Genomic DNA, 12,731 nt, shown 5'->3' with positions numbered 1-12,731 from the left:
CATAGATCAGGACCGGTGGGACGGTCCAGGGTCTGCCTAGATGTCATGGGAGGCGTCGGGCGGGGAGGGGTAACACAATGAGTGCTGTCGTATTGGTGGATCCGTGGGTGGATGAGTGGGCCAGTCAGGCCAGCTGTTCCGGCCAGGACCCTGATGCACTGTTCGTCCGGGGCAAGGCCCAGCACGACGCGAAGGCCGTCTGCAAGACGTGTCCGGTTCTCGCGCAGTGCCTGGCCGAGGCTCTCGACAACAGGACCGAGTTCGGTGTCTGGGGAGGCATGACCGAGCGCGAGCGTCGGGCCCTGCTGCGCAAGCGGCCGGACATCACGTCGTGGAAGTCCGCCCTCAAGGCGGGCATGGCGGCTCAGGGCAAGCACGACTGAGTCGGCCTAATCGACCGGTCGGCGGCCGCCGGCGGCCGGTCACACAACTTCATACATCTGCGGGGCCGCGACCACCTGATGGTGTGTCACGACCCCGCAAGTGCGTTCCCGATCTCGCGGAGCCCGCCGAGGTCGTGCACGTCGCGTCCCAGCGCTGGCACGTGCACCACGGGTATGCCGGGATGTGACCGTGAGAAGCGGTCCGCGAGCTCGCGCTGTCGCTCGGCCGTGCGCACCAACGCTGCGTGCAGCCGGAGCAGGCCCGCCGCGTTCGAGGCCGACTTCGGTCCACCGCTGTCCTCGAGGGACTCTGCGGCTGCGAGGGCGCGGGTGGGAGTGACTCCGGTGGTCGCGACGCGACCGATGCGGTTGACGACGAGCCCGGCGAGCGGCATCCCGTCGGCCTCCAGTCGGTCGACGAAGTACGACGCCTCGCGCAGCGCGTCGCGTTCGGGTGCGGCCACGACGAGGAAGGCCGTGCCCTGCTCCGACAGCAGGCGGTACGTCTCGTCGGCCCTCTCGCGGAAGCCGCCGAACATCGTGTCGAGTGCGTTGACGAACGTCTGGACGTCGCTGAGCATCTGCCCGCCGAGGATCTTGGTCATCGTCGACGTCACGAGCTGCACCCCCATGCCGAAGACCTTGAGGCCGGCGCGACCGCCGGCCTTGGCCGGCGCGGTCAGGAGGCGGATGAAGCGTCCGTCGAGGAAGCTGCCGAGGCGGTTCGGCGCGTCGAGGAAGTCCAGGGCGGAGCGCGAAGGCGGAGTGTCGACGACGATGAGGTCCCAGGGCGCCCCGGTGGTGCCGGCGCTCGCCTTGAGCTGGCCCAGCTTCTCCATCGCCATGTACTCCTGCGTGCCGGCGAAGGAGCTGCTGACCGCCTGGTAGAAGGGGTTGGCGAGGATCTGATCGGCCTTGCCGGGCTCGGAGTGGGCGATGACGACCTCGTCGAAGGTCCGCTTCATGTCGAGCATCATGGCGTGGAGGCTGCCGCCGGCCGATGTGTCGATGTCGGTGACCGGGCGGGGCGTGTTGTCGAGCTCGGTGAGCCCGAGCGACTGCGCGAGACGACGGGCCGGGTCGATGGTGAGCACGACGACCTTGCGGCCGGACTCCGCCGCACGCAGTCCGAGGGCCGCGGCCGTCGTCGTCTTGCCGACGCCGCCCGAGCCGCAGCAGACCACGATCTGGGTCGCCGGGTCGTCGATGAGGGCGTCGATGTCGAGCTCTGGCGCGGAGGGCGTCGCGCGGTTGGGGCTCACGCGTCGACCACCTCGGTCAGGCGGTGGTGGACGAAGAGCGGAAGGAGCAGGTCGGCCAGCTCGCGCACGGAGCCCGGGTCGACGCCGTCGGGCAGCGCAGGCAGCTGGACGATCGGCAGCCCGGTGGCCTCGAGGAGCGCGAGCTGCTCCCGCTCGAGGTCGACCCGCTGGGCATGGTCGCGGGCCTCCTCCAGCAGGCCGTCGACGAGCTCAGGAGCGGCCGCGACGCCGACCTCGGCGAGCTGCGTGCGGATGGACGCCTTGTGCAGGCGGCCCGCTCGGGCCTGCTCGAGCGCGGTGTCGTCGAGCAGCGGCTCACGCACCAGGTTGACGACGATGGCGCCCGGGCGCAGCCCCTTGGCCTGCAGCTCGGCGATGGCCTCGAGGGTCTCCTGGACCGGCATCTCCTCGAGCAGGGTGACGAGGTGGACCACGGTCTGCTCCGAGGTGAGCAGGCGGGTGATCGAGCTGGCCTGCGAGGCGATGGGGCCGACGCGAGCGAGGTCCGCGACCTCGGCGTTGACGGAGAGGAAGCGGCCGATGCGCCCGGTCGGTGGGGCGTCGAGCACGAGGGCGTCGAAGACGGGGGCCGAGCCACCCTTGTGCTTGCCGTCGCGTCGGCGGCGGTTGGCCTCGTAGATCTTGCCGATGAGCAGGACGTCCCTGACGCCGGGCGCGATCGTGGTCGCGAAGTCGATGGCGCCGAACTTCTCGAGCAGCTTGCCCGCGCGGCCGAGCTTGTAGAAGAGCTGGAGGTACTCCAGCAGCGCGGCCTTCGGCTCGACGGACAGGCCGATGACCTCTCCGCCGCCGGGAAGGCGCACGATGCGGGTCTCCTCGGTGCCGAGCGGCGGCACGTCGAAGGTCTGGCTGATGCCCTGGCGGCCCTCCACCTCCGTGAGGAGCACGCGACCGGGCGCCGACGCGAGGGCCAGCGCGATGGCGGACGCGACCGTCGTCTTGCCGGTGCCCCCCTTGCCCGTGACCACGTGCAGCCGCGCTCGCGCCCACGGAGCAGCGTCAGGTCCCGTCGTCACGCTTCCACCTTAGGGCGCGGCCGATCGGTCGCGGCGGCCCCCGTGCCGTCGCCGACCCCGCGCCCACGGCGGCGTACTGCGTCGGTGTTGCGCTGAGCGGAGCAGTGACGCAACGCGCCGGGGACTCGGGGCTTTCGCTCGGGCTCAGCGAGTCGTGGTGCTGGTCGTGGTGCCGGCCGTGGTGCTCGCTGTCGTGAGGGAGCGGACGGCGGTGAGGACGGCCTGGAAGGCGGGGGTCGTTGGGTCGATGACGGCGAAGTGGTCGGCGCCGCCCACCACCTGCACGCTCACGTCCCCGCCGGCCGCCTTCGCCTTCGCGACGTAGGCGTCGGCGACGACCGGCGGGACGGTGTCGTCGTCGGCGCCGTTGACCAGCCGCACCGGAACCTTCGGCGGAAGGGTCGACATCGGGTCGGCCGACGTCCAGGCCGGCGTCCCGGGCCCGGACCCGACGAAGTCCCGCGTCGCGTCGTCTCCGAGATGCAGCCGGTCCGCGGTGCCGAGGTCGACGACGCCGGCCAGGGACACCACCCCTGCGATGCCTCGCTCCCTCGCCCACGGCTGTCCCGCAGCCCACGTGACGAGGTGGCCGCCCGCGGAGTGGCCGACGAGGACGAGCGGCTCGGGCAGCTGGGGGTCGGCGGCAACGGCGGCCACGACGTCGCGCACGTCGTCGAGCGTCCCGGGGAGGCCGCCACCCGGCATACCGACTCGGCGGTACTCCACCAGGGCGACGTGGAAGCCTGCCGCCGCGAAGGCTTGGGCCTCGGGCAGGGCGTGCGCCCGGTCGTACTGCCGGCGCCAGAAGCCGCCGTGGACGACGACGACGGTCCCGGTCGCTGCGGGGACGCCCGGGCTCGGGGCGATGACGTCGTAGACCTGCGCCGGATCGCTGCCGTAGGACCGGCTCACCGGCGCCCGAGTGCTCGCCGAGGAGGTGTGCGAAGGGCCGCTCGTCATGGCCGACATCGTGCCACCCGGATCGGCGGCGCACCCCGAGAGAGCAGCCGCGCCACTGAGTAGGGTGATGGCCATGACCCAGTGGGAATACCTCACCGCACCGCTCCTGATCCACAACACCAAGCAGATCCTCGACAACTTCGGGGCGGACGGGTGGGAGCTCGTCCAGATCGTCAACGGTCCTGACGGCACGAGCCTCGTCGCCTACTTCAAGCGCCCGAAGTCCTGAGGAGCCACCGCACCATGTCTGCTGTCGAAGACCGCCTGACCGACCTGGGGCTCACGGTACCCGAGGTGGTCCCGCCCGTCGCTGCCTATGTCCCCGTCGTCCGCGAGGGCGACCTCGTCTTCACCTCCGGCCAGCTGCCCATGGTCGAGGGCTCGCTCGCCGCGACCGGCAAGGTGGGCACCGACATCGACGCCGAGACCGCCAAGGGCCTCGCGACGACCTGTGCCCTCAACGCGATCGCGGCGATCAAGTCCGAGATCGGCGACCTCGACGCGGTGACGCGGGTCGTCAAGGTCGTCGGCTTCGTCGCCTCCGACCCGACCTTCACCGGCCAGCCCGGCGTCATCAACGGCGCCAGCGAGCTGCTCGTGGCGGCCTTCGGTGACAAGGGGATTCACGCCCGTTCGGCTGTCGGAGTCGCCGCGCTCCCACTGGACGCACCCGTCGAGGTCGAGGTCATCGTCTCCGTCGCCAAGTGACGGGTGCGGGAGTGGGCGAGGAAGCATGACCGACACCGGGGCCAGACGCTTTCCGCTGACGACCACCCCGGGCGTCTCGGGCGCTGCCCTGCGCTGGCTCGCCGGGGAGCGTTGGGAGGTGGCGGCGCCCCGCCGCGCGAGCACCGTGATGCTCGTACGCGACGGCGCCACCGGGCCAGAGGTCTTCATGCTCCGGCGGGTACCGGAGATGGACTTCGCGCCGAGCATGATGGTCTTCCCCGGGGGCTCGGTCGACCCCCGCGACGGCGTCCTCCTGCCGTGGGCGGGGCCGTCCCCGTCCGAGTGGGCCGACCGCCTCGGCTGCTCGCCCGCCGAGGCGCAGATGTACGTCGCCGCGGCGGTCCGCGAGGTCTTCGAGGAGTGCGGGGTGCTCCTTGCAGGACCGTCTGACAACGGACCGCTGGCCCGCGTCGAGGGCCCCGAGTGGCTCGACATCCGTCTCGCGCTCGTCGACCGCCGGCTCTCGCTCGCCGACGTCCTCCACGACAAGGGCTTGGTCCTGCGCTCGGACCTCGTCGTCGCCAAGGCGCACTGGCTGACTCCCGCCTTCGAGCCGCGCCGCTACGACACGTGGTTCTTCGCCGCGCTCATGCCCCCCTTCCAGACGGCCGACGGGGAGACCACCGAGGCCGACCACGCCGACTGGTTCGTCCCGTCGGAGCTGCTCAGGGCGTATGCCGCCGGGTCGGCCCTGATGCTGCCCCCGACAGTCGTGTGCGTGGAGCACCTCAGCGAGGCTCCTTGCGCCGCAGCGATGGTCGTGCACAACGACGCGTTGCCGCTCATCGTGCCCGAGGTCGTCGACGGGCCGGACGGGCCGGCCCTGGAGCTGGTCGAGCGATGAAGGCCGAACGATGAAGGCCGAGCGATGAAAGGAGCGGCTGCCGACCCGGGCTGGCGCGGGGGAGTGACGACCGAGCGCGCCGAGTGCGTGCTCTGCCCCAATCCGTCGCCGATGACGCTCGACGGCACCAACACCTGGCTGCTTGCCGAGCCGGGCTCCGACGAGGTCGTCGTCGTCGACCCCGGTCCGCTCGACGAGGGTCACCTGCAGAGCGTCCTGCGCCGCCTCGCCGACACAGGCCGTCGGGCCGCCTTGACCCTGCTCACCCATGGCCACGACGACCACGCCGAGAGCGCCGACCGCTTCCACGAGCTGACGGGGGCACCGGTGCGGGCCTTCGGCCGCGGGCACGACGACCTCTGGCCCGGCGAGACGATCAGGGTCGGCGGCCTCGAGATTCACGCCGTCGAGACCCCCGGCCACACGAGCGACTCGTACTCCTTCGTCCTGCCCGCCGACAACACGCTCCTGACGGGCGACACGATCCTCGGCCGCGGCACCACCGTGGTCGCCTGGCCCGACGGCAGCCTCGAGTCCTACCTCACCTCGCTCGACCGCATCGAGGCCCTCACCAGGGCCGGGGAGGTGACGAGCCTGCTGCCGGGGCACGGGCCCTTCGTCGCCGACGCCGCCGCCACCGTCACCTTCTACCTCGAGCACCGTGCGGAACGGCTGGACCAGGTGCGGGATGCGGTCGCCCGAGGTGCGCAGACGGCATACGCCGTCGTGGAGCAGGTCTACGCCGACGTGCCACGGAGCGTCTGGCCGGCTGCCGAGCTGTCGGTGCAGGCCCAGCTCGAGTACCTCCGCGAGCACGGATGAGCATCGAGGCGCTCGCCGCCGAAGCCGTGGAGCTCGTCGGCGACCGACGCCGCGTCGTCCTCGGCATCGCCGGCGCCCCGGGATCCGGGAAGTCAACGCTCGCAGGGGCGCTCGTCGACGGAGTCGCCGCGCGCCAGGGCGGGGGCTGGGTCGCGCACGTGCCGATGGACGGCTTCCACCTCGCCGATGCGCAGCTCGACCGGCTGGGGCTGCGCGGCCGCAAGGGGGCGCCCGACACGTTCGACGCCGACGGCTACGCCCACCTGCTCCGCCGCATCGTGACCGAGCCGGACGGCTGGACCTACGCGCCCGGCTTCGACCGCGTGCTCGAACAGCCTTTGGCCGCAGCCATGGTCGTGCCTCCGTCGGCGCGCCTCGTCGTCACCGAGGGCAACTACCTGCTGCTGCCCGAGGAGCGCTGGGAGCGGGCTCGCACGCAGCTCGCCGAGGTCTGGTACGTCTGCAGCGACGACGACCTGCGCCGGTCACGGCTCGTCGAGCGGCACGTCACCTTCGGCAAGGAGCCGGCCGCCGCCGCGGCTTGGGTCGAGCAGACCGACGAGGCGAACGCCGCCCTGGTCGCCGCCTCCGCCGCCCGCGCCGACCGGGTCGTCGTCAACGGCGTGGTCGGCTGGGAGCTCAGCGCGCGCGGCGCCTGAGCCGCTCGACGTCCTGCAGGAGCACCGCGCGCGCCTCGAGGCGCAGCCAGCCGCGGGTGGCGAAGTCGGCGAGCGCCTTGTTGACGGTCTCGCGGGAGGCGCCGACGAGCTGTGCGAGCTCCTCCTGGGTGAGGTCGTGGGAGACCATGATCCCGCCCTCGACGGGCCGCCCGAAACGCTCGGACAGGTCGAGCAGCGCCTTGGCGACGCGACCGGGGACATCGGTGAAGACGAGGTCGGCGAGGTGCGCGTTGGTGCGTCGCAGGCGCTGCGCCAACGCGGCGAGCAGGGCCTTGGACACCTCGGGGCGGCCGGTGAGGATCGCGGTCAGCGAGTCGTTGCCGAGCCCGAGCAGCTGGGTCTCGGCGACGGCCGTCGCCGTCATCGTGCGCGGGCCCGGGTCGAAGAGGCTGAGCTCGCCGAACATCTCGCCGGGACCGAGGATCGCGACGAGGTTCTCGCGGCCGTCGGGGCTCGTGCGACCGAGCTTGATCTTGCCCTCGGCGATGACGTAGAGCGTGTCGCCCCGGTCGCCCTCGTGGAACAGCACGTCGCCGCGCTCCATGTGCGAGCGGCTCATCTCCGACTGCAGCGCAGAGGCCGCCTCGTCGTCCAGAGCCTTGAACAGGGGGGCGCGCCTCACCACGTCGAGATCCACGGGGTCAGTGTTGCATGCCACCAGAGTCGGCGCCCTGTCGGCGCAGGCAGTTCGCCGCGCCTCCGGGACTGCGCTCAGTCGTCGATCCGGTAGTCGATGGGCTTGCACACGCCGTTGTTGGACTTCTCGGCCGAGCAGGCCGTGAGCCCGACGACGAGGTCGGCCTCGGCGCGCAGGACGAAACGGTCGCCGGCCCGCGAGGTCGGCGGGTCGATGTGCAGCTCGCCGTTCCGCTCGGCCCAGACGTTCATGAAGATGTTGAGCGTCGTGGAGATCCGGTCGGGGTCGACCCCGAACTGCGCCAGATTGGTCGCGAGGTTCTCGAAGCAGCTCGGGTGGTAGGCGCCCTCGAACTCCGGGTAGAGCAGGTCGAAGGTCTCCTGCGAGCAGGGCGTCAGCAGCAGGTCGTGGTGGCCGCACGTGTCCTCGACGACGGTCGCCATCGGCCGGCTGCGGTTGCTGTAGAGGACGCTGCCGGTGGTGACGGCCGTGGAGTTGGCGTAGTCGATGGTGCGTCCGGAGCTCAGCCACTCGTCGCGGTCGTCGTCCATGACGGCGAAGAAGTCGCTGACCTGCTCGCCCGTGGGGTCGATGACCGTGAGGCGCTGGCCCGCGCGCAGCTGGAAAGCCGTGCCGGTCTGGGGGGCGAGCCGTGTCAGCGCCATGGGGTCACGGTAGCCGCCGAGCGGCTGGAGCACCGGTCCGCCGGGGCCGAAGAGGCGCTCAGTCGTGCTGGGTCGTGTGTCCTGGGAGATCGTCATCCTTGGTCCCCTGATTCGTCGGGCATGAAGTGGTCGGTCGTTCGGCCAGTGGGTCGGTCGGTCCTGCTGTGATCGAGCTGGGGTCGCGCACGTCGAGCGGCGGCTCCCACCCGGCCGCGTGCCAGCGGCCGGAGTACTGCCTCGCCTCGGTGCCGTCGCCGTGGTCGGCGACCATCGGGTTGACGAAGCCCTGGAGGTCCTCGTCGCGCCGGCGGATCGTGGAGCGCATCCCGTCGAAGCGGCCCTCGGCGCGCAGCGTCTCGAACTGGTCGTGCGGGTTGAAGACGAGCGTCGGCAGCGGGGCGCGCCGGGCGACCCGAGACGCGGCGGGGTGCAGGCCGACGATGAAGTAGGCGGTGCCGCCGGCGCTGAACGCGAAGTGCGGGTCGCGGGGGTCGGAGCCCACCCCGTCGGCCCAGGAGGAGTCGTCGGCGTCGTGCAGCCGCTGCAGCAGCGCGAAGAGGGACGTCTCGAAGGCGGCCTCGTCGGCCGGCAGGGGCCCGCGGAACGTGGCGATGAACGAGTGGAAGCCGCTCTCGCCCTCGATGTCGGCGGCGAAGGCGCGGAGCCGCTCGAGGAGGTGGGCGGCGACGTCCGGGTCGTCCATGTCGTCGAGCACCACGTGGGCGGCGCTGCTCCGGCGGAAGACGGACTTGGCCCCCAGGCAAGGGAACTCGGCGTGGGTGACCATCAGCTCGAGGGCGCGCTCGATGTCGGCGGCCGGGGCGTGGGCGAGGTCCATGTCGGCGAGGAGGGCGAGGGTCGTCTCCAACCCGTGCTGGGACTCGGTGGCGTGCAGACCAGTGGCCTGCGCGTGCGGTTGCGCCCCGGTGCGCATGTCCGTTGTCATGTGGATCTCCTCCCGTGCAGGCAGGACGTACCCAAGTCGGCGGCTCCTCACGCGCAGAGCCGTACAAGGCTGGACAGAACAGGCGAATCGTCCCTCTGCGGAGGCCCGCCCAGGGGCTGGGGCACGACCGCGGCAGGGCGTCGTCGCGGCCCGTGGCGGCGGGCGGCGTGACCCAGCCGGGCGGCATACAGTGTCGTGCGTGTCCCCCCGAGCCCTCGTGATCGATGACGAGACCCCCGTGGCCCGGACCCGGCGCGCCCGGAAGATGTACCGCCTGCTGCACGAGCGCTACCCGTACGCCCACTGCGAGCTCGACTTCACCAACGCGCTCGAGCTGCTCGTGGCGACGATCCTGTCGGCGCAGACGACGGACGTCGGGGTCAACAAGGTGACGCCGATCGTCTTCGCGAAGTACCGGACGGCGGCCGACTACGCGAACGCCGACCGCACCGAGCTCGAGACGATCATCCAGCCGACCGGCTTCTACCGGGCCAAGACGGACTCGCTCATCAAGCTCGGGATGGCGCTGGTCGAGCGCTTCGACGGTCAGGTGCCGCCGCGCCTGAAGGACCTCGTGACGCTCCCGGGGGTCGGGCGCAAGACTGCGAACGTCGTGCTCGGCAACGCCTTCGACATCCCCGGCATCACGGTCGACACGCACTTCGGCCGCCTCGTGCGCCGCTTCGGCTGGACGCAGGAGGAGGACCCGGTCAAGGTCGAGCACGAGGTCGGCCGGCTCTTCCTGCGCAAGGACTGGACGATGCTCAGCCACGTCGTGATCTTCCACGGGCGGCGGACCTGCCACGCCAAGAAGCCGGCGTGCGGGGCCTGCCCGGTGGCGCGCTGGTGCCCGAGCTACGGCATCGGCGAGACCGACCCGGACAAGGCGGCCAAGCTGCTGAAGTTCGAGCTGGCCCCGAAGTGACGAACGTGGTCAGCAGGATCGCGTATGCCGGCAGCTCGGGTCTCATCGAGCCGTCCCCGACGCTCGGGGCCGGCCTCGTGCCGCGGCCGGCGTGGATGGACGAGGTCGTGGTGCGGCTCGAGAGCGTCGAGCCGGCGTGGTTCTCGCGCTTCCTGCCTCCCGAGGAGGGCGGCCGTGAGTCGGCGGTGCTGATCCTCTTCGGGCCGCCGCCCGCCGGTGCGGACGACGACGGCGAGCACGTCGTGCTCATCGAGCGCTCGCACACGATGCGGACCCAGCCGGCGCAGATCGCCTTCCCGGGCGGGTCGCGCGACGCGGACGACAACGACCTCGTCGGGACCGCCCTGCGCGAGGCGCAGGAGGAGACCGGGGTGGACCCAGCCGGGGTCGACGTCGTCGCCCAGCTGCCCTCCCTCTTCCTGGCGCCGGCCCAGTTCGTCGTCGCGCCCGTGCTCGGCTGGTGGGCGCAGCCCTCGCCGATCGGCGTGCGCGACCCGGCCGAGGTGCACGACGTGCTGTCGGTGCCGGTCTCGCACCTCGTCGACCCGGCGACCCGGTTCTCGGTGACCCACCCGTCGGGCTACGTCGGACCGGGCTTCGACCTCGACCACCTGCTCCTCTGGGGCTTCACCGCCGGCCTGCTGAGCAGCGTGCTCGACCTCGGCGGCCTCTCCCGACCGTGGGACGAGGGCCTGATGCGGCCGCTGCCCGAGCGCTACCTCCAGGGGAGGCGCGTGTGACCGGCGGCGCCCTGCTCGACCTCGCCCTGTTCCTGCTCCTGCTCGCCTACGGCTTCTCCGGTTACCGGCAGGGCCTGATCCAGAGCGTCTTCTCGCTCGTCGGCTTCTTCGTCTTCGCGATCTTCGCCGTCTGGCAGCTGCCGGGGATGCTCTCGCGCTGGCAGACGGTGGCCGACAACGACCGCACCCGGGTGCTCGTGCTCATCATCGGGGTCGTGGCGTTCGGCTGGCTCGGCCAGTACGTCGGCAGCCTCGTCGGGGCCCGGATCCGCCGACGTGTCGGCCAGACCCCGCTGCGCCGGGTCGACTCCGTGCTGGGGGCGGTCGTCGTGGCCCTCGCGGCCAGCCTCATCATCTGGTTCATCGGTGGTGCGCTGCGGACGGCCGGCAACCCGACCCTGTCCCGGGCGATGGCGGAGTCCAGGGTGATGCAGGTCGTCAACTCCGTCGTCCCGGAGGAGACCGGTCAGGTCTTCGCGAGCTTCCGCGGCTTCCTGTCGAGCCAGGGCTTCCCGCAGGTTTTCGGCGGTCTTGCGCCCGAGCCGATCACGCCGGTGCAGAAGCCGGACCCCGCGGTGGCGGGGTCGCAGGCGATCCGCGCGGCCGGACGGTCGGTGGTCAAGGTGACGACGCAGTCGCAGTCGTGCCAGCGGGGTCAGGAGGGCACCGGGTGGGTGCTGTCGCCGGGCCAGATCGTGACCAACGCGCACGTCGTGGCCGGCGCCGACGACGTGCGCGTCGAGAGCGAGGACCAGACGCTGCGCGCCCGGGTCGTCGTCTTCGATGCCCGGCGCGACCTCGCCGTGCTGAGCGTGCCGGGGCTGCTGCTGCCGCCGCTGCCGCTCGGCGGCGAGCTGGCCCGCGGCGACTCGGCCGCCGTGCCGGGTTTCCCGCTCGACGGTCCCTACCGCGTCGTGTCCGCCCGGGTGCGGGCGCAGCTCGAGGCCCGCGGCCTCGACATCTACGGGCGCAACCGCGTCGTGCGCCAGATCTATTCGCTGGCGACGACGGTGCAGCCGGGCAACTCCGGTGGTCCGCTGCTCGACACCGGGGGCCGGGTCGTCGGCGTCATCTTCGCCAAGTCCCTCGAGGACGAGTCGACCGGGTACGCGTTGACGCTGGCCGAGGCGAAGCCGGTGCTCGACGAGGCGGCCGGCGCCGGCGCCGAGGTGCCGACCGGAGCCTGCGTCTCCGGCTGACCCGTACTCCCACGTCGAGTGGGCACTTTCCCTCGGCATCCCACGTCAGCCGCGCCCTCGCCGTACGAGGGAAAGTGCCTAGTCGACGGTCTGGGGCGGGGGCATGATCGGCGCATGCGCATCGACAGCCCGGGCCTGACGACCGACCTCGACCTGCTCCAGCTCCAGGGCGCGACCGTGACCGACCACGGCAACCACCTCGTCGTGCGGACGGAGAGCAACCCGAACTTCTGGTGGGGGAACTTCGTGCTCGTGTCGACGCAGGCGCGCGCCGGCGAGATCGACCGCTGGACGGCCTGCTTCGAGGCGGAGTTCCCGGGCGCGCACCACCGCACGATCGCATTCGCGCAGCCGGGCGGCGACACCGGCGCGTGGGCGGCGCGCGGCTGGGACGTCGAGGTGGACGTGGCCCTCGCCACGACGTCGGTCCCCGCGGCCGCAGACGCACCGGACGGCATTCGCGTGCGCGCGCTGAGCACCGACGCCGACTGGGAGCAGTCCGCCTTCGTCGGCGCGAGCGACACCGCGGAGAACGAGGGCCAGGCCCGCCTGGACTTCGAGCGGAGGCGCGCTGCTGCGGAGCGCGGGCTCGTCGAGTCCGGGCGCGCGCGGTGGTTCGGGGCCTTCGACGGCGGGCAGCTCGTGGCCAACCTCGGCATCGTGCGACTCGGCGAGCTGGCTCGCTACCAGAACGTCGTGACGCTCGAGAGCCACCGGCGCCGGGGCCTGGCCGGCGCGCTCGTGCGCGCGGCGGGGGAGTGGGCGATCGAGGACCCGGCGGTCGAACGTCTCGTCATCGTCGCCGAGGACGGCGGGCCGGCGATCGGGCTCTACCAGCGCGCGGGCTTCGCCGAAGTGGCCCGCCACGTCGGCGTTACCCGTCCTCCCGCCACCCCCTGACC

Annotated in this window: 16 protein-coding genes; 10 read left to right on the top strand and 6 right to left on the bottom strand. The window is 72.1% G+C overall.

What is annotated here, in order from left to right; all coding sequences use genetic code 11:
* The first annotated feature begins 77 nt into the window (after nucleotides 1–77).
* On the top strand, nucleotides 78–383 hold the full coding sequence (locus AC3WRT_RS08435) for a WhiB family transcriptional regulator (RefSeq protein WP_492721028.1): 306 nt from the start codon (nucleotides 78–80) through the stop codon (nucleotides 381–383).
* An 86-nt stretch (nucleotides 384–469) separates the two neighbouring features.
* On the opposite strand, the gene bagB is transcribed toward AC3WRT_RS08435, so the two are convergent.
* From bagB to AC3WRT_RS08420, 3 genes are all read right to left on the bottom strand, one after another.
* Complete coding sequence (gene bagB, locus AC3WRT_RS08430) at nucleotides 470–1,645, bottom strand: ATPase BagB (RefSeq protein ID WP_492721027.1); 1,176 nt, start codon at nucleotides 1,643–1,645, stop codon at nucleotides 470–472.
* A complete protein-coding gene (gene bagA / locus AC3WRT_RS08425; RefSeq protein WP_492721026.1) occupies nucleotides 1,642–2,682 on the bottom strand; it encodes an ATPase BagA in 1,041 nt (346 codons plus the stop codon). The genes bagB and bagA overlap by 4 nt, the downstream gene beginning before the upstream one ends.
* 144 nt (nucleotides 2,683–2,826) lie before the next feature.
* Nucleotides 2,827–3,642: an alpha/beta hydrolase family protein gene (locus AC3WRT_RS08420; RefSeq protein WP_492721025.1), complete on the bottom strand. Its 816-nt coding sequence runs from the start codon at nucleotides 3,640–3,642 to the stop codon at nucleotides 2,827–2,829.
* 73 nt (nucleotides 3,643–3,715) lie between these two features.
* Between AC3WRT_RS08420 and sp36 the strand changes: the two genes are divergently transcribed.
* Genes sp36 through AC3WRT_RS08395 form a run of 5 tightly spaced genes read left to right on the top strand, consistent with a single transcriptional unit; the run spans nucleotide 3,716 to nucleotide 6,696 of the window.
* Nucleotides 3,716–3,871, top strand: coding sequence for a Sp36 family protein (gene sp36 / locus AC3WRT_RS08415; RefSeq protein WP_142179199.1), 156 nt, complete (start codon nucleotides 3,716–3,718; stop codon nucleotides 3,869–3,871).
* Between the two features lie 14 nt (nucleotides 3,872–3,885).
* Nucleotides 3,886–4,350, top strand: coding sequence for a RidA family protein (locus AC3WRT_RS08410; protein ID WP_492721024.1), 465 nt, complete (start codon nucleotides 3,886–3,888; stop codon nucleotides 4,348–4,350).
* Between the two features lie 25 nt (nucleotides 4,351–4,375).
* A complete protein-coding gene (locus tag AC3WRT_RS08405) occupies nucleotides 4,376–5,215 on the top strand; it encodes an NUDIX hydrolase (protein WP_492721023.1) in 840 nt (279 codons plus the stop codon).
* 24 nt (nucleotides 5,216–5,239) lie between these two features.
* Nucleotides 5,240–6,037 (top strand): MBL fold metallo-hydrolase, encoded by a 798-nt coding sequence (locus tag AC3WRT_RS08400; RefSeq protein ID WP_492721022.1) that lies wholly within the window; start codon nucleotides 5,240–5,242, stop codon nucleotides 6,035–6,037.
* A complete protein-coding gene (locus tag AC3WRT_RS08395) occupies nucleotides 6,034–6,696 on the top strand; it encodes a nucleoside/nucleotide kinase family protein (RefSeq protein WP_492721021.1) in 663 nt (220 codons plus the stop codon). Before AC3WRT_RS08400 ends, AC3WRT_RS08395 begins: the two co-directional genes overlap by 4 nt.
* Here the strand turns inward: AC3WRT_RS08395 and AC3WRT_RS08390 are convergent.
* The 3 genes from AC3WRT_RS08390 to gntA form a co-directional block, all read right to left on the bottom strand.
* Nucleotides 6,677–7,354, bottom strand: a complete 678-nt coding sequence (locus AC3WRT_RS08390; RefSeq protein ID WP_492721020.1) for a Crp/Fnr family transcriptional regulator — start codon at nucleotides 7,352–7,354, stop codon at nucleotides 6,677–6,679. The two genes, AC3WRT_RS08395 and AC3WRT_RS08390, sit on opposite strands and share 20 nt — an antisense overlap.
* Before the next feature lie 74 nt (nucleotides 7,355–7,428).
* Entirely contained in the window at nucleotides 7,429–8,115 is a 687-nt protein-coding gene (locus AC3WRT_RS08385; protein WP_492721019.1) for a DUF1989 domain-containing protein, read from the bottom strand.
* On the bottom strand, nucleotides 8,078–8,965 hold the full coding sequence (gene gntA, locus AC3WRT_RS08380) for a guanitoxin biosynthesis heme-dependent pre-guanitoxin N-hydroxylase GntA (protein ID WP_492721018.1): 888 nt from the start codon (nucleotides 8,963–8,965) through the stop codon (nucleotides 8,078–8,080). Before gntA ends, AC3WRT_RS08385 begins: the two co-directional genes overlap by 38 nt.
* A 265-nt stretch (nucleotides 8,966–9,230) precedes the next feature.
* Between gntA and nth the strand changes: the two genes are divergently transcribed.
* The 4 genes from nth (at nucleotide 9,231) to AC3WRT_RS08360 (ending at nucleotide 12,729) form a co-directional block, all read left to right on the top strand.
* Complete coding sequence (nth, locus tag AC3WRT_RS08375; RefSeq protein WP_492721166.1) at nucleotides 9,231–9,890, top strand: endonuclease III; 660 nt, start codon at nucleotides 9,231–9,233, stop codon at nucleotides 9,888–9,890.
* Nucleotides 9,891–9,895: 5 nt separating this feature from the next.
* Nucleotides 9,896–10,630 carry an NUDIX hydrolase gene (locus AC3WRT_RS08370; RefSeq protein WP_492721017.1) on the top strand — a complete coding sequence of 245 codons (735 nt, stop codon included), beginning with the start codon at nucleotides 9,896–9,898 and terminating at the stop codon, nucleotides 10,628–10,630.
* The gene (locus AC3WRT_RS08365; RefSeq protein ID WP_492721016.1) at nucleotides 10,627–11,829 is read left to right on the top strand and encodes a MarP family serine protease; all 1,203 of its coding nucleotides are present in this window, start codon (nucleotides 10,627–10,629) and stop codon (nucleotides 11,827–11,829) included. Before AC3WRT_RS08370 ends, AC3WRT_RS08365 begins: the two co-directional genes overlap by 4 nt.
* Before the next feature lie 114 nt (nucleotides 11,830–11,943).
* The gene (locus tag AC3WRT_RS08360; RefSeq protein ID WP_492721015.1) at nucleotides 11,944–12,729 is read left to right on the top strand and encodes a GNAT family N-acetyltransferase; all 786 of its coding nucleotides are present in this window, start codon (nucleotides 11,944–11,946) and stop codon (nucleotides 12,727–12,729) included.
* Nucleotides 12,730–12,731: the final 2 nt, after the last annotated feature.

The sequence above is a fragment of the Terrabacter sp. FW104-15G4B genome (genome assembly GCF_058790095.1).
The sequence above is the reverse complement of the archived record's forward strand: the minus strand, read 5'-3'. Positions and strand labels throughout refer to the sequence as shown.

Bases quoted from the DNA above. Each gene is read 5' to 3' on its own strand.
- AC3WRT_RS08360 (WP_492721015.1), top strand. From the start codon at position 11,944: ATGCGCATCGACAGCCCGGGCCTGACGACCGACCTCGACCTGCTCCAG.
- AC3WRT_RS08410 (WP_492721024.1), top strand. From the start codon at position 3,886: ATGTCTGCTGTCGAAGACCGCCTGACCGACCTGGGGCTCACGGTACCC.
- AC3WRT_RS08400 (WP_492721022.1), top strand. From the start codon at position 5,240: ATGAAAGGAGCGGCTGCCGACCCGGGCTGGCGCGGGGGAGTGACGACC.
- AC3WRT_RS08420 (WP_492721025.1), bottom strand. From the start codon at position 3,642: ATGACGAGCGGCCCTTCGCACACCTCCTCGGCGAGCACTCGGGCGCCG.
- AC3WRT_RS08395 (WP_492721021.1), top strand. From the start codon at position 6,034: ATGAGCATCGAGGCGCTCGCCGCCGAAGCCGTGGAGCTCGTCGGCGAC.
- AC3WRT_RS08385 (WP_492721019.1), bottom strand. From the start codon at position 8,115: ATGACGATCTCCCAGGACACACGACCCAGCACGACTGAGCGCCTCTTC.
- AC3WRT_RS08435 (WP_492721028.1), top strand. From the start codon at position 78: ATGAGTGCTGTCGTATTGGTGGATCCGTGGGTGGATGAGTGGGCCAGT.
- sp36 (WP_142179199.1), top strand. From the start codon at position 3,716: ATGACCCAGTGGGAATACCTCACCGCACCGCTCCTGATCCACAACACC.
- nth (WP_492721166.1), top strand. From the start codon at position 9,231: ATGTACCGCCTGCTGCACGAGCGCTACCCGTACGCCCACTGCGAGCTC.
- AC3WRT_RS08405 (WP_492721023.1), top strand. From the start codon at position 4,376: ATGACCGACACCGGGGCCAGACGCTTTCCGCTGACGACCACCCCGGGC.
- gntA (WP_492721018.1), bottom strand. From the start codon at position 8,965: ATGACAACGGACATGCGCACCGGGGCGCAACCGCACGCGCAGGCCACT.